Below are 18,176 nucleotides of genomic sequence, written 5' to 3' on the forward strand. Positions count from 1 at the left end.
TCAATAAAATTATTCCTCTTCGTTAAAAAAGACCTTATAAAAACTCATTCCTCGTTCTTCATCATAGCCTTTTTCAATATTATCCACCACAGAATCTGCCTCTTTAAGATCTATTTTAATAGAGATTTTTGTATCTAATTTTATTTCACTCTTTATTTTTCTTTGGGCTTTTTTGAGCGTCTCATGAGCCACAAAAAAGTCTTCTTCAAGTTCTATTTCATAATCATCACGGTAAGTCTTTTTGAAATCATCATAAGATTCTACCACTTCAAATGGCTCTAAAAGTTCCTCTTCAATCATTTTTTTAGAGACAAATTCATTTTCATTGAGCATTTTCACACCTTGAGTGATAAAATCTTTCTGAACAAAACTATTATTTTCTTCCACCAAAGTTTCCGAAAATTTCACCAATAAATCAAGATGATGTTTTGTTTGATAAGATTCATTGACCACAAAATCAAGATTTAAAAAGGAATTTTTCCAATAAATCGTATCATAACTATTATTATCAAAACTATAGACTCTAAAACCGTCATCTGCATGGGTATTAAGAATCAAACAACCTTTATCTATTTTCTGAGGCTTCGTTCCTTTTCTGAGTTCAAAAAACATATTATCTTCCTCATCTGCTGCAAAATGAAGGTAATCTAATTTTCTTTCTACTTTAAAAATTCCAATAGCTTGAGTGGTAATTTCTTCAAACATGATATTTTCAAAAAACACTGTAAATACCTCACCAGATTTAATTTGTGCATGATCTGATTTTTCGTATAAATGATGCAATGTTTTTCTTGATAATTCTATAAAATCAAGGCTTCCATCAAAAAATTGCTTAACATTATCATAAACCAGATTATAGCTTAACTCAATATGATGGGTAAACTTCATTAACTCATCTTCACTCCTCAAAGAGCTTAAAAAAAATCGCTTGAGCAACACCTCTTCTTCCTTATCGATACTAAGTTCAGAATCTGTGAAAAAACTCAATTCGTTTCGGTGTTTATTCCCTACTCTTTGTAAACTTAATTTGGAAATATAGCTATTATTTGTTTTAATCATTTTTTAGTTTTTTAATCCAAAAAACCCGTCAAAGGGCTTGTAGCTTGTGCTTGATTATTTTGACTAGGAATCTTCGCCAAAAAGGCTTCTCTTCCTGCTTCTACTGCTTTTTTAAAGGCAATAGCCATCATTTCGGTATTTTGGGCTGTGGCAATTGCGGTATTTACCAAAACGGCATCTGCACCAAGCTCCATTGCCTTGGCAGCATCTGACGGTGCTCCAATTCCTGCATCGACTACTACAGGTATATTCGCTTGCTCGATAATAATTTTCAAGAAGGTTTCCGCCTGAATCCCTTTATTGGTTCCTATGGGCGACGCCAATGGCATTACGGCTGCTGTTCCCACTTCCTCAAGACGTTTACACAAAACAGGATCGGCATGTACATAAGGCAACACCACAAAACCTAGTTTTACCAATTCCTCTGCTGCTTTCAGTGTTTCAATTGGATCTGGCATCAAGTATTTTGGATCTGGATGCACTTCTAATTTTATCCAATTTGTTCCCAACGCTTCTCTTGCCAATTGTGCCGAAAAAACGGCTTCTTTTGCATTTCTTACACCAGAAGTGTTTGGTAATAAGTTGATTCTGTTATGAGAAAGATGTGCCAGTAGTTGATCTTCTTTATCCTGCACATCTACTCTTTTGAGACCCACGGTTACCAATTCACTTTCTGAAGCTTCTAAAGCCACTTTCATTTCTTGGTTCGATGAAAATTTACCCGTTCCTGTAAATAATCTCGATCTAAATTCTTTATCTCCTATTTTTAGTAAATCCATCTTGTGTTTGTTCTAAAAATGTTTCTAATTCTTTCTCTGTCTTTTGCCTAAAAATTCCCGAAACAGCAATCCCTTCTATGGCAAACTCTTGTAAATCGGCAATATCTTCAGGAACAATTCCTCCTATTCCTACAATGGGGGGTATTTTTTTTTGTTTTCGAAAAGATGCCAGTTCTCCAAAAACCTCTTTACCCAAAACGGGACTTAAAGATTCCTTGGTTTTTGTAAAACGATAAGGTCCAAAACCTATATAATCGATCGGTAAGCGCTGAACGTCTTCCAAGTCTTGAAAATTATTGCAGGTACGTCCTAATATTTTTTCAGCTCCAATAATTGCTCTTGCTTCCCTAGCTGGAAGGTCTTTTTTTCCAATATGGACACCATCTAAATCATATTTTGCCACCAAATCTGGATAATCATTCAAAATAAATGTAGCCTGATACTGCTGACAAAGTTTTTTAACCTCAACAATTTGCTTTTCTACTTCCTGACGGTCATCTTTTACACGTAACTGAATCCATTGTACGCCACAATCCAATGCTTTTTGAATACTGGGTAAATGATTTCCTTGTGCATCAGGAAAAGAAATAAACTGAAAAACGAAATGTTCTTTTTTCATCCTTTTTTATGATAAGCCAATTGGGTTTCGTTACTCACTAAGCAGTCAAAAGTGTAGCTTTTAGCCTTTAATACTGCTTTTATCTTTGGGTAACCCATTGCTAAAGCACTTGCCAATGATGATGAAAATATGCATCCTGAACCGTGCTTTTGAGTAGCATTTCCCTTTTTGGGATTAAAAGGATAGATTCCTTTTTTCTCTATCAAAAAATCTTTTCCCAAAGCAGTTGGATGATGACCGCCCTTGAGTACTACTTTTTGTTTATCGATTTTTTGTTGAATATTTTCAATGAGTTCTTTTTCTGAAAATTCACCAAAAAGTAACTGAGCCTCATCCCAGTTTGGAGTCATCCAATGAATTTTGTTCCAGTCAATTTTGTTGATCTCTGATTGATCCCAAAACAAATGCTCAGAAGAACTTTTGAGAACAGGATCCCAAACAATGGGAACATTGGGAAAATAGTTTTCACAAAAATCCAAAATATGATTCAGTTGCTCGGCATTTTTTGTAATCCCGATTTTGATAGCATCTATTTGATGTTTTTCTGCCAAAATCTTGAATTGAGCTTCTATTTTTGTCAATGCATGCCAAAAAACTTCTTCTATTCTATCTTCATTCTGAATTGTAAATGCCGTTTGAATAGCAAAACCCAAACATTTGAATTGTTCAAAGGTTTTGATGTCTGCCAAAATACCTGCTCCCCCACTGGGGTCAAAGCCAGCAATACTCACTATTTTCTTTCTAATTCCTGCCATCTATTTTGTATCTCTTGCCAAGCTTTTTTATAGTCTTTTTGGTTCCAAAACCATCCTTTAATTGCTATTTGACTAAAGCCTCTTTCTTTTAGTTCCTTAAATTTTGAAGGCTCAACTCCTCCCAAGGCAATAATCCTTTTCCTTAATTTTGAAGGGATTTTTTCTAAATCAATAGATTCATTTGCTGAGTAATTATCTTTAGAAATAGAATCAAAAACAGGGCTCCAAAAAAGGTTCTCATAGTTTTTTTGAGATTCCAAAACTTCCTCCAAACGGTGATCAGAACAGGAATGGAATTGACCTTCTTTTTTCTTGTTTTGCACAGAATGGTGAATAAGACAATCCCCTATCTTCTCTGGAAAATGACATACGATTTTCTTTTGAATAAAGCTATCAAATTCCTTAGTAAAATTCGCAAAATCCTCTTTATTCCAATTCGGTTTTCGAAGGTGATAAAAATCCAAACCATTCTGAAAGAGATAATTTATAGTTTCATTTTCTCCTACCATACTCTCCTCGTTTGATATGATTCGGATTGTCATGACTAATATCAATTGTTCACTATAATTCCCCCTTCAAAGGGGGAATTACTATTTTATCTAACTATAAAGCTCATTCCCTTGACTTTGGAACTCTTTAGCTTTTTCTTTCATCGCTTTTTCGATATCCTCAGCGGTTTCCATTCCGTTTTCTTTTGCGAAATTTCTTACATCTTGAGAAATACGCATCGAGCAGAATTTAGGCCCACACATTGAGCAGAAATGTGCCACTTTTGCCCCTTCGTTTGGAAGTGTTTCGTCGTGATATTCTAATGCCTTTTCAGGATCTAATGCCAGATTAAATTGATCATACCATCTGAATTCAAAACGGGCTTTACTCATAGCATCGTCACGATTTTGTGCACCAGGATGACCTTTTGCCAAATCGGCAGCATGAGCGGCAAGTTTATAGGTAATTACTCCCTCTCTAACGTCCTCTTTGTTTGGCAAACCAAGGTGTTCTTTTGGGGTAACATAACAAAGCATTGCGGTTCCATACCATCCGATATTTGCCGCACCTATGGCTGAAGTAATATGATCATAACCCGGTGCAATATCTGTAGTAAGTGGTCCTAAAGTGTAAAACGGAGCTTCAAAACATTGTTCTAATTGCTTATCCATATTCGCTTTAACCATGTGTAATGGTACATGCCCAGGACCTTCTATCATTACTTGAACATCATGTTTCCATGCAATTTTAGTGAGTTCTCCAAGAGTTTCTAATTCTGCAAACTGAGCTTTGTCATTGGCATCAGCAATCGAACCAGGTCTTAGTCCATCTCCTAGTGAAAACGCTACATCATACTCTTTCATAATCTCGCAGATTTCTTCAAAATGCGTATATAAGAAATTCTCTTGGTGATGGTGTAAACACCATTGAGCCATAATCGATCCACCTCTAGATACAATTCCTGTCATTCTGGTGGCTGTCCAAGGAATATATGCCAAACGCACTCCTGCATGAATGGTAAAATAGGAAACTCCTTGTTCTGCTTGCTCAATTAAAGTATCCTTAAAAAGTTCCCAAGTAAGTTTGGTAGCATCTCCATTTACCTTTTCAAGAGCTTGGTAAATTGGCACTGTTCCAATCGGTACTGGGGAATTTCGGATGATCCATTCTCTAGTTTCGTGGATATTTTTCCCTGTCGAAAGATCCATAATGGTATCGGCTCCCCAACGACAAGACCAAACTGCCTTTTCTACTTCTTCTTCAATAGAAGAGGTTACTGCAGAATTCCCAATATTCGCATTTATTTTCACTAAGAAATTTCTCCCTATAATCATCGGCTCCATTTCAGGATGATTAATGTTTGATGGAATAATGGCTCTTCCTTCTGCTATTTCTTTTCTAACAAACTCAGGAGTAATAGGACCTTTAGGCGTATTCGCTCCAAAGTTCTCTCCAGGGTGTTGCTCTCTCAAAGCTTGGTATTCTTCCATTCTTTGGTTTTCACGAATGGCTACATATTCCATTTCTGGCGTAATAATACCTTGCTTTGCATAATGCATTTGAGAAACATTGGCTCCTTTTTTAGCTCGAAGTGGCTTATGGGTGTATTCAAATCTAAGATGATCCAATTTTCTATCTGCCGCACGTTTTCTTCCATAAAAAGAAGAAATATCCTCCAACTGTTCTACATCTTCTCTATCTAGGATCCAATCTTTTCTTAAAGGAGCTAATCCTTTTCTTACATCAATATCGATTTCCAAATCAGAATAAGGACCTGAGGTATCATAAACTGTAATTGGGGCATTTTCTTCAATGACTTCTCTACTGGTTCTATCAATAGTAGGTGAAAGTGCAATTTCCCTCATTCCCACGCGGATATCTTTATGAATTTTTCCCGCTACATAGATTTTCTTTGAATTCGGAAAAGGTTTTCTAGTAATCGTTTCCTGACTCGGTTTTCTTTCTTGTTTACTCATATCTTTGGTGTTTTAACCTCCTTGGCTGGCGGTGATAATATTGATGATGTCGTTTTCTTGAATAACAAAAGTACTCCACTGGCTTTGAGAAACGATTTTTGTACCCACTGCCACGGCAATTCCTGTTTTGTTTTGCATTTCCAAAAGTTCCATTAACTGCGTAATGGTGGTATTATCGGGAATGTTTTTTTCTTCTTGATTAATGGTGATTTTCATCTGCCTTTGATGTTTTCTATCAAAAACAAAGGTGTATAGATCGATATCTATTGAGAAATGAACAACTTTTCCCTACGTGAGTATAAGCTCAATCAGGTTCGGAGGGTATTTCTCAGTCCTAAACAGACACCCCTAAAGTTTTTGTAAAATTAAGGAATATTTGAGACTTTGATTCATTTTTATAAAAATTCCAATGAGGAAGGCTTTTCTTAGTCTTTCTAATAAAAATAGATTAGGATCAATACCTCTATCAAATTACTCGATTATTCACGACTAGGATACTTGCTTATTGATAACTTGAATAATCCAAGGGAACATTACAATCAATTGTAAGGCAATTTTATGAATAAATAAATTTGCACGTATCTTTGTTCTCCACTGGTTCATAATCGTTCATTTTTTTTTATGATGAAATTCCTATATATTTTTCTTTTTTCGATATACACATTGACCATTAATGCTCAAGATTGTACTCCTAATTTCAATCCAAACAAACTGGATACTACTCATGCTTTGGAGCGGGAAATCAAAGCTGCTTTTATGGATAAAAATATCCTAAATTCTATTCAAAAATTTGAAGCGATAGTACAAAATAAATCCTTAGATCTTGGTAAATTCTTTGGCAAAACCCATATCCTACTGGCTAATAGATATAAAAACATTCAAGAATATCAAAAAGCTCTTTCCCACATAGCTATAGCAAAAAAATGGTCTTTAGAAAATTGTCCTGAACTTTTATTAGATTGTTATGCTACATTATCTATCATTTCTTGGAGAAAAAATGAATATGATTTAGCGCTTAAATATCGATTAAAAAGTAAATCTTATGCAAAGAATTTATTAGACACATTAGTGGCAAATTATAATTTACTGAGTCTTTTTGATGATTTAGGTGACACCACAATGGCAAAAAAATATATTTCTGATTTTCATAAAATTAAAAACCTTTACCCTAAAAAAATTCCGCCAATGCTTCAGTATGTCTATCAAATAATGGAGCTGAACTATACTGGTGATTTAAAAAAAAATGAACAGATTATCCAACAATTAAAAGCATTTTCAAAAAAAACCAATGACTACTATGAGCTGCAACTTCTGGTAGCTGAAGCGAATGCCTATCTTAATTTTGATTCAGAAAAATCTTTCCACCTCTATCAAAAACTATTATATATTTCCGATTCTTTAGATCAAGAATTTCATATAGCAACTGCTCAAATACAGTTAATAGATTTATTTATAAAAAAAAATCAGTTTAATAAGGCAATGAATTTGTTTGAGAAGATTCAAATTAAAAACTTTGAGAACGATTGGAAAATGGAGCAATATCTCATGGCTGGTTTTAAAATCCACCACTCTTTAAATCATTTTGAAGAGTCCAACGAATACGCTAAAAAATTATTGAACTATAAAGACTCAATTGCGATCATTAATAATAAAAAAGAATATGCAAAATGGTCTATAAAATATCAAACAGAAAAAAAGATACAAGAAGCAAAAATATTAGCATCTAATCTGCTACTCAAAAAACAAGAAATAGAAGATGAACGAAACAGTAAATTATGGTTAATTCTCATTGTTACGATAACCATAATAACTTTGATTCTTCTATATTCTCGTTATCTACAAAAAATAAAGTATTCAGAAGTGATTCAGCACAATAATCAATTAATTTCTGAAAAAAATGAAGCACTTGAAAAAGAGAATAAGACTAAAAATAGACTTTTTAGCATGATTTCACATGACTTATTAAGTCCTTATAATGCGCTTCTGTTTCATACCAAAAAATTACGAAATGAACTAAATCATCTTGAGGATAAACACATCGATAAATCCGTTAGTCAAATACAAAATGCGGTGAAAGTAAATCATCGTTTTGTTCAAGAATTACTAACATGGGCAAAACTCAATAATGAGCAAATTAATATCTCACCTTCCAACTTTAAACTGAAACTATTAGTCCTGGAGGTTTTAGCCCCATTCAACTTGTGGATTCAGGATAAAAAAATACAACTGAACATAGAAATTCCCCTAGAAGTTTATTTGATATATGATCGAAATTTATTGTCAATCATTTTATCTAATTTATTGAGTAATGCCGTTAAAAATACAGAGAAAAATGGTAAGATTACCATCCGTTTTTATAACAAAGAAGATTCCAAATTTTTACAAATTTACAACAGTGGTTCTGGTCTTTCCAAAGAAGAAATTGATAAAATTCGATCAAAAATAAATTGGTCTTCAGAACCTGAAAAAAAAGGTTTAGGAATATCTATATGTGAAGATATTGCTGAAGTCATAGGTGGAAAATTAAGGATTAGTTCTAATTTTGGAACAGGAACTACAGTTGAATATTACTTTTAGAAACCCGAAAATGTTAGGTAAACACAAACTTCTTATAGTTGAAGATGATATTGATCAAGCAACTATTTTAGAAAATAATCTTCAAGAAAATTTCACTGATACTTTTGATATACAAACGGCATATACGCTGGAAAAAGCCTTGTTTTTGTATCATTCATTTGAACCAGATTTACTCATCTTGGATATTCATTTTGGAGATCGAACAATTTTTGATTTTCTATATGAAAAAGAATATAATGAAAAGGTTATTATTTTCACCACGTCTTCAAAAGAATTTGCTATTTCAGCAATTCCTTTTCGTCCTTTTGGGTATTTAGTGAAACCAATTCAACTTTTAGAATTAAATAAATTGATATTTTCGGGGGTTGAATTCCTTGAAAGCTTAAAAAGTAAAGCTTTCGAAGTTATCTCAATACATACGGCCAATAAAATTGAATTTATCAAAACAGAAGACATTCTGTATCTTGAAGCAGATGGATCCTATACAAATGTTTTTTTGGCAAATCAAACGATTACCTCTTCTAGGCACTTGAAGATAATAGAACATAAACTGCCTAATCATTTTATTAGAATTCATGCAAAATACTTAGTAAACACTCATAAAATACTGTCACTAAACAAATCTAAAAACCCTGAATTAGAAATGATTAACCTCCAAAAACTACCCATTGCAAGAAGACGACTTGACTTTGTATTAAACCAACTACCATCCTGAAAGAAATTAATACCCTTATGTTGTTAATTTACCCACACAATGAATAATATAATTTACAATGGTTTTTTTTCCACAAAACAGAAATATGCTTTCTCCTTTGGCAACAAAATACTGTTGATTATTTTACTCTCCAATTACTTTTTAATTCACCATTTATTCCGAAATTCATACCACTTATTTAATCAACCAAGCAAGACACCAAAGTAAGAAGAAAATATGTAAAAAATAGACCTCCTATTCTTAATTTTGTAAAGATTCACGAATACAAGCACCTATTTATCATTTAACCAATAGCTCAAAATTTGTGTTATTGATATTATCACATTTTATACTAAAAATATTATAGAATTAGCTTATCATTTAGCGAGTTTGATAAGCTTTTTAAAAGTATCGAATAGCGTAAAACCTTTCGATACTTTTTTGTTATGAAACCAATTATTTTGCACCATTATCCATTTATCAGCAGAAAATAACCATATACCAAACAAGAGCTTAATTATCGCTTTAAATGACACTCAATGAATAGTTTTGTAGCTCAAAAAAAAAGCTCATGACACGCACAAAGTTAAGCTTGATACTTTTTGTATTAAGCCTCAGTTCTCATCAAATATTATTTGGACAAGTCGGAATCGGAACAACAAATCCACATGCTTCCGCAATAATTGACATTACCTCTTCTGAAAAAGGTTTTCTGCCTCCTAGAATGACCATTATACAAAGAAATGGCATCCCTAATCCTGAAGAGGGATTGGTCGTTTATTGCAAAAATTGCTGTGTAGAAGGAGCTATTTCATTCTACAATAGTAGTAAATGGGTAAATATCACCAATTGTGAAACGTCTGATATAGACGATGATGGAATCCCTAACCATATTGATATCGATGACGACAATGACGGAATTGTAGATGGTATGGAATCAGGAATTCTTAGTGATCCAGGTTTTGAAACACCTCAAAACCCAAATTTCACAAGCAATGAGTACGAAAACTTTAATGCACAATATTTAAAAAATCCAAGAACATGGGAATACCTTAATCATGGAGCTGGGAATCCTTTTGGAGGATTGTTTAAGAATGGAAACTCTTATTCTGGTTCTTCTCCAAATTTATTGACGGCTCAAGAAGGAGTATATTACACCATTTTTCACTCTGCTGGAACCTATAGAGGAGAAGCCCTTTTCAACAATTTATCCATCAGTATTGTAAACGGAGGAAGGTATTTCTTTGGTTTTTCAGCTTACCAGCATCAACTACCTACTGTATTGATAAACGAAGGTTCTATAGTTATTTTTGGAATAAAAACGGGAATGAGCCTACCAAATTTTGGACTCACCTCATTTACACCGGCAATACTAAACGGTTACCCTGCAGTTTTCACTGAACTAGGTAGATCTTCACTAATAAATAATACCACAGAATGGAAAACTTTTGATATAGAATTTACCGCCACTGAGGCCTATGATAGACTACTTATCGTGATTGACGGAAACAATGCCATGATTGGTGTTGACAATTTTATTTGCACAAGAGATACTGATGGTGATGGGCTTTTTGATCATCAAGACATTGACTCAGATGCTGACGGATGTTCGGATGCTCAAGAAATTGGACACGGTGTCTATCAATTTATACATCAAGAAGTTGGACAAAATGGATTGATAGATTCCTTAGAAACGACTATTGATTCTGATATGTATTCTACTCCTCCTAGCAATTTATCAGAAGCCTATGATGGAAATTGCCCTTAGAATTTATAGTACTATTAGAAAATATTAAGAATTGAAAAGTGAGTGTATAAAACACTCACTTTTTTGTTTTTTCAAAAAGCTAGGGCATTTTTGCAAATTCACTATAACCTTAAAGTTCAGATACTAACTTATGATAACTTTAATATAATTAGACATAATACAACTCCGAAATCTCTATTTACTGATCACCAACTTATAGGCCATTCGTGTTTTATGAACACCCTCCAGCACTAGAGTATAATATCCATTTTTCAGGAAAGAAATGTCTATCTCCACCATTTCACTTTGATTAGTGTAGGATTTTGACTGAACAACTCTTCCTGAGGCATCATACACAGATATATTAAAATCTTTTTCATCTACGTTTTCTAATGAAACTTTAACAAGATCTGAAGCTGGGTTTGGAGATAAAATACCCGAAGATTTGTCATTTTCCGCAATATCATCTATCCACCCAATAGTCACTTCTATTGCAGGCATAAATTGACTTCCGAAACCATGAATAAATCCAAAATCAGAATCTGTTGCACTAAAAAGTGAGGCTTTTGGACTTTGATCCTTAGTGATATCAGAAGTATAATGTTTGTAATTAAATGCATAATCCCTCTGGTTTCCATACCCCATAAATAATTCAGAATTTGTACTAAAAGCAACACATACTTGATAATGTATATTAGGTTGTATTAAGTGATTCATTGGTATATAAACGGAAACATTTTTTTTGTTTTCATTTTCATGCTGAAAAGTGTAAGATCCTGATTGCAGGTGAGTCCTAGAATTCACTTGCCAGTTTAAAGGGTCCAAATCTAACTCATAGATATTGATATCGGCACTTTTATCTACGATACTCCCTGTTCCATTGAAAGCATTAAACTTTACATTGTCGACTAAAAATATATTCTCTTTCATAAAAGGAAGTTTAAAATTTATACAGTATTCTGGAGAAGATGTCGATAAATTTCTAAAATACAAATCTGGATCTAGTTCATCTTCTTCATTTATTGAGCAATAAGACAATTTACTATATGAACTCAAAGTTTGGACATTTCCAATTGACATTTTATCACTAAAATGATTATCTGTTTGATCAGAATCCATTGAATCAGATAAAATCGAGTACTCTAGAATATATTGGTCATAATTCTCAAAACCAGCAGAATCACTATAATCAGGCAATATAAATGAATAGGAAGAATCACTTTTTAGCTGACTTATTACTTGTGATATTTCCTCATAAACAATGAAGCCATTCTTTTTTATTTGAGCCTTTAACTGAACATTGCTTATATCATTTTTTCCAACGTTTGCAATATCAGATCCAATCAAAAATTTAAGATGATTAGAATCTTCATACATATAATGCGGCATTTTGGAATAAGGCAAAGAAGCAGCAAAACCTTTTCTGATAATTAAGTCGTTATTCAGTAATTTATTTCCATACTTATTTCCCATAAACACCTTACAATTTCCAACTTTTATTTGGTCAATTAACTCAGCTCCTTTCGACTTAGAAATAAGGAGAACAGGAATCTTAATATCAAATGAAGAAAAATTACCTGTTAAAATACCATAAGCCATTGGGTTACCTCTTGCTTTCTTTAATGTTTCAGCTGTGTCAATTACTAAAAGAGCTAGTGCTCCTTCACTTTGAGCACTTAATGCTTTCTGTTCTATTGAGCAACCTCCTTGATTTACCACAACCGTTTTGTTGTTTATATCTATCTGAAAGGTGTCACATCCTAAAGAATCTGTACCAAGGTTTGAAAAAACCAAATCACTTGTAATAGCATGTGGACTATAAAATAAGTTTACACTATCACTTGTTCCCCAAACACCTTGTGGTTCACTATACATGATAGAATCGATTTTCTGTGCAATATTTACGGGCTCCAAGAGGTACAGCTCAGGTTGGGCAAACATTTGAGAAAACACTTGAAAACTAAAGATAAATGCAAAAATAAATAATATATGTTTTTTCATAAGTACAAGGTTTATTAATTGTTGATTATCAAGTAAATATACGAAATAATTCTAAATAAAATATTATATTTCACTAATTTCCCTCATTATTTTAAACAAATTATTCATGATATCTATTGATAATTAATACCGATTACTTGCTAAAATCACCCACTTCTTTCACTGCGTTCATAATTGGCTTTTAGCAATGTATCGGCATTATACCTATGAGTAAATTAACACCATAAATGGTATAAAATGGAGTCCTCCAAAAAAAGGGAATTAATCATAAACAAAAAACCTTCGTATTTCTCAAGGGTTTTTGTATTTCTGCAAGTGCTATTAGTGCTTGTGAAAACTGAATGTAAGAAGCTTAAAAATTCATTTTAAGTTTTAATGAATTTTTTACTCATACTTTTACCATTCGTTAAATGAAATTGAATTAAATAAATACCTTTTTCTAATTTTGAGATATTTATAACTGATGGATTATTAATTGAATCGTATCGATCTATATAGTCCACTCTTTTTCCATTAAAATCGAATATTTGAATTTTAGAAATTCCTTGATTATATATGTTTTTTATCAATAGTTCTTGCTTGTTATTTACTATTTCAATAAAAGATTCTTCTTTGTCTTCTTCTATTGTAGTTAAGAGTTGAACATAAATAGACTTTGATGTTTTACATCTTTCACTTCCAATACTAAAAGTATATACTCCAGATACAGCAGGAACAAAACTTTTGTTATTGGATACTAAAACACCATTAAAATACCACTCATAAATACCATAATTTTGACTACAAGAAAGAGTTCCATTTACATATACTAAAGTTGGGTTGATATTTGGTAACACATATACGGTCGTCGTGTCATATGATATACACCCATTATTATCCGTTCCAGTAACAATATAGTTTGTTTCTTGAGAAGGGCTAACTGGATTTGTTGACGTCGTTATAGAGTTATTCCAAGAATAATTCAGAACATTATTTGCTCCTAAGTATGCCGTATCCCCTACACATATTGAGGTATCATTTGAGGAAATTACATATTGTTGTCCGGAACTACAATCTACACCCTTCTTCAAAATAGTTCCGTTTTCCCCAACAGCATATCCTATATTTGAATTAAAAAATTTAACTCTCGCAATTCTATCGGTATGAATATAATCTACTACCCAAGAATTTTGAGTATCACCACCAGTCGTCGTTTTATAGATTTTACCTTGTGAGGAATTGATCATCTTCCCCCCCATATAGCCATTGTGATTATCTATAAATGTTGATGTAGCATATTGAACATCTTGTCGGGCTATATTCGTAATATTTGACCAAGTATTTGTTTGGTTATTATATTTGTAATAGCTATTAGAGAAAAAGCCATTTACAAACAAATCACCATTAGGCTTTTGAGCTAAGTTTGTTGTTTGTTGATTCAAAGCACCAACAGCATGTTCTGTCCAATTCAGCCCATTATTAATTGATTTGTAAACTTTACCATTCCAAGCTCCAATGAACAAATCACCATTAGCCTGTTGAATTATTTGGTATAATGAAATACCAAAACTCCAAGTCTGTGAATTCCAAGTGAGCCCTCCATCTAATGAACGGTAAAACCTTGGAGTGGTTGAATTGGTAACTCCACCGGTAGCAATCAATTCATTTTGAGAAAGAAACTTTACAGAACGAAAATTGACCAATGTAGCGTTTGGTAATGAGATTGGAGTCCAAGTAGAACCGCCATCTATAGATCTGGCAATAAAACTATTATCTCCAACAGCTATTAATGTGTTACCGTTTTGTACAATATCATAAATCCATGTACTATTGTTGCTTCCATTATAAACTATATTCCAATTATTTCCACCATCTACAGTCCTAAAAATACTGGAATTATCACCAGCAACCAACACAGTATCTGCAGATACAATGTGTAAGTTTATAAGGAAATTTGAAGTATTACTCTGTAAAACTTGCCAATTTGATTGTGCATTACCTTTCATCATTAGTATAAATATTAAGGTAATTAGTAAGATTTTCTTCATTTTAAAGATATTATGAATTAATAATCAAAATTACATTTTTTTTATAATTCTATTTTCATAGAAAATTCAATTAATTAAACAAACTATGATTAATCGTTTATCCTTTTATTTTACCTCATTTAAGCACAAAAAAAATCTTTATTTTGCGTTATAAGCTAGGGCATTTTTGCAAATTTATTGAGGATTTTCCCATGGTTATAAATAGCTCCAAACCATGTTTTTTCACAATGGTAGTTTAAATCAAAATCTTTTGCAGTTTGCTCTACTATTTTTGAAAGATCTTTATAATGAACATGGCAAATACCAGGAAAAAGATGATGTTCTATTTGATAATTAAGTCCGCCAACAAACCAAGAAAACACTTTATTATTAGGCGAAAAATTTGATGTGGTTAATAACTGATGAATTGCCCATGTATTTTCTAAAGGCTCATTCTTATCTGGTAATGGAAACTGAGAAGTAGGCACTACATGCGCTGGTTGAAAGATGAGACTTAAAATGAGTCCAGCAACTAGGTGTAAACTCAAAAAACAAAGTGCAATAAACCAAGCAGAATATGGCATTAACAATATAGGTAATAAAAGTGTGACAGAGTAATACATCACTTTTGTTATGATAATTTCGGTCATCAATTTTCTATATTTTTTCCTCCCTTTGATATGACCTTTTTCTTTAAACTCATTTATTTGCTTAAATTCTTTTTCAGTAATCCAAGAAATTGTCATAAGACTATAAAGAAACCATGCATAATAATGCTGATAGCTGTGCATCTTCATCTTTTTACCATGAGGTGAAAACTTCAATATTTTTGTTCTTGATATATCTTCATCCATTCCATAAATATTGGTGTAGGTATGGTGTAGTTTATTGTGCTGAATATCCCACATGGATACACTTCCTCCTCCTGCCCAGTTTAATGAGTAAGATAAAAAAGTATTTAACTTTTTATTTCTAGAGTATGCTCCATGACTTGCATCATGCATTACAGAGAGTCCTATTCCAGCTAAGCCTAATCCCATTAATACCCATAGGGAAAAATAAAACCCCGGGTTCGATAAAACAAAGAAGCTGGAAACAAAAGGCACAAGATAGAGAAGGAACATCACTATCGTTTTAATATACATACTCTTATTTCCATAGCGGTCAATTTGATTTTCTTCAAAATATTGATTGACTCTATTTCTCAAAGTATTATTAAAATCGTTTTTTGAGTTTTTTGCGAAGCGAATTTTATTGGACATAGATAGTTTTTCTTTGTAGTTCTATTTGATATTGCTACTAAATAGTAAGTGAATTCCAAAACAAGTGATAAAAATCGGTTTCCAATCTCTTTTTTGAATTTTATTTGGCATAAGACCAAAAAACGAACAAATCACAATATATTTTCTTTATTTTAGAAAAACTTTAATCATAAATTCGATTCATAATCTAGCAAGTAAAACTAACGAATCTAGATGATATATATTGTAACTTTTGATAAGTTAATTGACAATTAACTTTCATCAAAATTCATTTAACCTAAATTCAACATAAAAACGAATCATACTTAGATTTATAGTACGCTGATTTCAAACAAGTGAACAGATCTTCTTCTAATAAACTTTTTATTTTCAAGTGTTCATATTTTGCTCTAGTGACTGGGAATAAAAGCAATGATTGATTATCATGGTGATAGAGAAATAAAAAAAGTCTTGTACAGATTTCAGGATTCAAAACGTATTTTTATGAATCACACACATCAATAAAAAACTCTATTACCTAGAGTTGTATAAAAAACAAAAAAGGTTATTAATCAAATGACCAATAACCTTTTTGCTTTAGTATCTTAGAAAATGCCTAATATTCATCTTCATTCCAAAGGAAATCTTCTTCCGATGGATAATCAGGCCATATTTCTTCAATAGATTCATAATTTTCTCCTTCATCCTCTATGGCTTGAAGGTTCTCTACAACCTCTAAAGGTGCTCCCGTTCTTATTGCATAATCTACGAGTTCATCTTTTGTGGCTGGCCAAGGTGCATCACTTAAGTAAGATGCTAGTTCTAATGTCCAATACATAACTATTCAGTATTATTGTAATTCCGCAAAAATAAAACAAAAATCGAAATTTCAAATTTTTCGACTGTTAACTTCTCTCAAAATTTATACCAAGCCTTTGTTATATCCTTTAAAAGGCCTAATATAAATAACAATTACAACTTATTTAATTAAATTCATCTCTTTAGCTACTTTTTCAAATGCTGCTAAAGCTTTATCTAAATGTTCTTTAGTATGAGCCGCTGAGAGCTGTACTCTAATTCTAGCCAAATCCTTTGGAACTACAGGATAGAAAAACCCAATTACATAAATTCCTTCTGCCAATAATTTATCTGCCATAATTTGTGACGTTTTGGCATTATAAAGCATTACTGGAACAATGGCAGAATCACCATCTAAATAATCTAGTCCTATTTTTTTGATCCCTTCTTTGAAATAATTTGTATTCCATTCCAGTTGATCTCTAAGTTCTGTGGTAGAAGATAAAATTTCGAATACTTTTATTGAAGCACCTACAATTGCTGGAGCTAAAGAATTTGAGAATAAATATGGACGTGATTTTTGACGAAGCATTTCAATGATTTCTTTTCGTCCTGTGGTATAACCTCCCATTGCTCCACCAAGTGCTTTACCTAGCGTACCTGTGATGATATCCACACGTCCCATTACATCACAAAGTTCTATTGTTCCTCTTCCTGTTTTACCAATAAATCCAGCAGCATGACATTCATCTACCATTACCAATGCGTCATATTTATCAGCCAAATCGCAAATTTTATCTAGCTGAGCTACATAACCATCCATTGAGAAAACACCATCTGTTACAATCACTTTAAAACGATGATTGGCTTCATTTGCTTTTATCAATTGTTCTTCTAGTGCTTCCATATTGTTATTTTCATAACGATATCTTGCAGCTTTACATAAGCGTACACCATCTATAATAGAAGCGTGGTTCAAAGAATCGGAAATAATCGCATCATCTTTTGTTAAAAGCGGTTCAAATACTCCTCCATTTGCATCAAAAGCTGCTGCATAAAGAATGGTATCTTCTGTCTGGTAAAACTCGGCTATTTTCTCTTCTAAAGTTTTGTGAATATCTTGTGTTCCACAAATAAAACGCACTGAAGACATTCCAAATCCATGAGAATCTAGAGTATCTTTTGCAGCTTGAATTACCTCTGGGTGAGAGGAAAGTCCTAGATAATTGTTTGCACAAAAGTTTAGTACTTTTTCTCCTGTACTAATTGTGATTTCGGCTCCTTGTTCTGAAGTGATGATTCTTTCACGTTTAAACAAGCCTGCTTCATCTATATTTTTGAGTTCTTCTTGTAAGAAGTTTTTCGTTTTTCCGTACATAATGAATATGTTTTAAAAATTAACAGCATCAAAAATAAAGTTTTTTGATGCTGTTAA

At 32.5% G+C, this 18,176-nt stretch carries 15 protein-coding genes and 1 riboswitch; of the genes, 3 read left to right on the forward strand and 12 right to left on the reverse strand.

The window, feature by feature from the left end; genetic code table 11:
- Nucleotides 1-9: 9 nt before the first annotated feature.
- From N4A45_09335 to thiS, 7 genes are read right to left on the reverse strand one after another with little or no spacing between them, the layout of a single operon-like run.
- Nucleotides 10-1,059 carry a nucleoid-associated protein gene (locus N4A45_09335; protein ID MCT4665420.1) on the reverse strand — a complete coding sequence of 350 codons (1,050 nt, stop codon included), beginning with the start codon at nucleotides 1,057-1,059 and terminating at the stop codon, nucleotides 10-12.
- 11 nt (nucleotides 1,060-1,070) lie between these two features.
- Entirely contained in the window at nucleotides 1,071-1,838 is a 768-nt protein-coding gene (locus tag N4A45_09340) for a thiazole synthase (GenBank protein ID MCT4665421.1), read from the reverse strand.
- Nucleotides 1,813-2,457, reverse strand: a complete 645-nt coding sequence (gene thiE / locus N4A45_09345; protein MCT4665422.1) for a thiamine phosphate synthase — start codon at nucleotides 2,455-2,457, stop codon at nucleotides 1,813-1,815. The genes N4A45_09340 and thiE overlap by 26 nt, the downstream gene beginning before the upstream one ends.
- Nucleotides 2,454-3,212 (reverse strand): hydroxymethylpyrimidine/phosphomethylpyrimidine kinase, encoded by a 759-nt coding sequence (locus N4A45_09350; GenBank protein MCT4665423.1) that lies wholly within the window; start codon nucleotides 3,210-3,212, stop codon nucleotides 2,454-2,456. The genes thiE and N4A45_09350 overlap by 4 nt, the downstream gene beginning before the upstream one ends.
- The gene (locus N4A45_09355; GenBank protein MCT4665424.1) at nucleotides 3,188-3,754 is read right to left on the reverse strand and encodes a thiamine phosphate synthase; all 567 of its coding nucleotides are present in this window, start codon (nucleotides 3,752-3,754) and stop codon (nucleotides 3,188-3,190) included. The genes N4A45_09350 and N4A45_09355 overlap by 25 nt, the downstream gene beginning before the upstream one ends.
- Nucleotides 3,755-3,811: 57 nt before the next feature.
- Nucleotides 3,812-5,677 (reverse strand): phosphomethylpyrimidine synthase ThiC, encoded by a 1,866-nt coding sequence (gene thiC / locus N4A45_09360; protein ID MCT4665425.1) that lies wholly within the window; start codon nucleotides 5,675-5,677, stop codon nucleotides 3,812-3,814.
- Nucleotides 5,678-5,689: 12 nt separating this feature from the next.
- Nucleotides 5,690-5,893, reverse strand: coding sequence for a sulfur carrier protein ThiS (gene thiS, locus N4A45_09365; protein MCT4665426.1), 204 nt, complete (start codon nucleotides 5,891-5,893; stop codon nucleotides 5,690-5,692).
- Between the two features lie 52 nt (nucleotides 5,894-5,945).
- A riboswitch (TPP riboswitch) is annotated at nucleotides 5,946-6,037 on the reverse strand.
- A 261-nt stretch (nucleotides 6,038-6,298) separates the two neighbouring features.
- Between thiS and N4A45_09370 the strand changes: the two genes are divergently transcribed.
- The 3 genes from N4A45_09370 (at nucleotide 6,299) to N4A45_09380 (ending at nucleotide 10,716) form a co-directional block, all read left to right on the forward strand.
- Nucleotides 6,299-8,254, forward strand: coding sequence for a HAMP domain-containing histidine kinase (locus tag N4A45_09370; GenBank protein ID MCT4665427.1), 1,956 nt, complete (start codon nucleotides 6,299-6,301; stop codon nucleotides 8,252-8,254).
- A gap of 10 nt (nucleotides 8,255-8,264) precedes the next feature.
- Nucleotides 8,265-8,969 (forward strand): LytTR family DNA-binding domain-containing protein, encoded by a 705-nt coding sequence (locus N4A45_09375; protein ID MCT4665428.1) that lies wholly within the window; start codon nucleotides 8,265-8,267, stop codon nucleotides 8,967-8,969.
- A 550-nt stretch (nucleotides 8,970-9,519) separates the two neighbouring features.
- Nucleotides 9,520-10,716, forward strand: coding sequence for a hypothetical protein (locus N4A45_09380; GenBank protein MCT4665429.1), 1,197 nt, complete (start codon nucleotides 9,520-9,522; stop codon nucleotides 10,714-10,716).
- Nucleotides 10,717-10,890: 174 nt separating this feature from the next.
- Here the strand turns inward: N4A45_09380 and N4A45_09385 are convergent, their stop codons facing one another.
- From N4A45_09385 to kbl, 5 genes are all read right to left on the reverse strand, one after another.
- Nucleotides 10,891-12,696 carry a T9SS type A sorting domain-containing protein gene (locus N4A45_09385; GenBank protein ID MCT4665430.1) on the reverse strand — a complete coding sequence of 602 codons (1,806 nt, stop codon included), beginning with the start codon at nucleotides 12,694-12,696 and terminating at the stop codon, nucleotides 10,891-10,893.
- Nucleotides 12,697-13,061: 365 nt separating this feature from the next.
- Nucleotides 13,062-14,723, reverse strand: a complete 1,662-nt coding sequence (locus N4A45_09390; protein ID MCT4665431.1) for a YCF48-related protein — start codon at nucleotides 14,721-14,723, stop codon at nucleotides 13,062-13,064.
- A gap of 155 nt (nucleotides 14,724-14,878) precedes the next feature.
- Nucleotides 14,879-15,964 carry an acyl-CoA desaturase gene (locus N4A45_09395; GenBank protein ID MCT4665432.1) on the reverse strand — a complete coding sequence of 362 codons (1,086 nt, stop codon included), beginning with the start codon at nucleotides 15,962-15,964 and terminating at the stop codon, nucleotides 14,879-14,881.
- 595 nt (nucleotides 15,965-16,559) lie between these two features.
- On the reverse strand, nucleotides 16,560-16,781 hold the full coding sequence (locus N4A45_09400; protein ID MCT4665433.1) for a DUF2795 domain-containing protein: 222 nt from the start codon (nucleotides 16,779-16,781) through the stop codon (nucleotides 16,560-16,562).
- Between the two features lie 141 nt (nucleotides 16,782-16,922).
- A complete protein-coding gene (kbl, locus tag N4A45_09405; GenBank protein ID MCT4665434.1) occupies nucleotides 16,923-18,119 on the reverse strand; it encodes a glycine C-acetyltransferase in 1,197 nt (398 codons plus the stop codon).
- Nucleotides 18,120-18,176: the final 57 nt, after the last annotated feature.

This window comes from Flavobacteriales bacterium, from assembly GCA_025210805.1.
In the GTDB taxonomy this organism is placed as follows: domain Bacteria; phylum Bacteroidota; class Bacteroidia; order Flavobacteriales; family CAJXXR01; genus JAOAQX01.

Coding starts and splice junctions, on each gene's coding strand:
- thiS (MCT4665426.1), bottom strand. CDS start 5,893: ATGAAAATCACCATTAATCAAGAAGAAAAAAACATTCCCGATAATACC.
- N4A45_09380 (MCT4665429.1), top strand. CDS start 9,520: ATGACACGCACAAAGTTAAGCTTGATACTTTTTGTATTAAGCCTCAGT.
- thiC (MCT4665425.1), bottom strand. CDS start 5,677: ATGAGTAAACAAGAAAGAAAACCGAGTCAGGAAACGATTACTAGAAAA.
- N4A45_09340 (MCT4665421.1), bottom strand. CDS start 1,838: ATGGATTTACTAAAAATAGGAGATAAAGAATTTAGATCGAGATTATTT.
- N4A45_09355 (MCT4665424.1), bottom strand. CDS start 3,754: ATGACAATCCGAATCATATCAAACGAGGAGAGTATGGTAGGAGAAAAT.
- N4A45_09385 (MCT4665430.1), bottom strand. CDS start 12,696: ATGAAAAAACATATATTATTTATTTTTGCATTTATCTTTAGTTTTCAA.
- N4A45_09375 (MCT4665428.1), top strand. CDS start 8,265: ATGTTAGGTAAACACAAACTTCTTATAGTTGAAGATGATATTGATCAA.
- N4A45_09390 (MCT4665431.1), bottom strand. CDS start 14,723: ATGAAGAAAATCTTACTAATTACCTTAATATTTATACTAATGATGAAA.
- N4A45_09395 (MCT4665432.1), bottom strand. CDS start 15,964: ATGTCCAATAAAATTCGCTTCGCAAAAAACTCAAAAAACGATTTTAAT.
- N4A45_09335 (MCT4665420.1), bottom strand. CDS start 1,059: ATGATTAAAACAAATAATAGCTATATTTCCAAATTAAGTTTACAAAGA.
- kbl (MCT4665434.1), bottom strand. CDS start 18,119: ATGTACGGAAAAACGAAAAACTTCTTACAAGAAGAACTCAAAAATATA.
- N4A45_09400 (MCT4665433.1), bottom strand. CDS start 16,781: ATGTATTGGACATTAGAACTAGCATCTTACTTAAGTGATGCACCTTGG.
- N4A45_09370 (MCT4665427.1), top strand. CDS start 6,299: ATGATGAAATTCCTATATATTTTTCTTTTTTCGATATACACATTGACC.
- thiE (MCT4665422.1), bottom strand. CDS start 2,457: ATGAAAAAAGAACATTTCGTTTTTCAGTTTATTTCTTTTCCTGATGCA.
- N4A45_09350 (MCT4665423.1), bottom strand. CDS start 3,212: ATGGCAGGAATTAGAAAGAAAATAGTGAGTATTGCTGGCTTTGACCCC.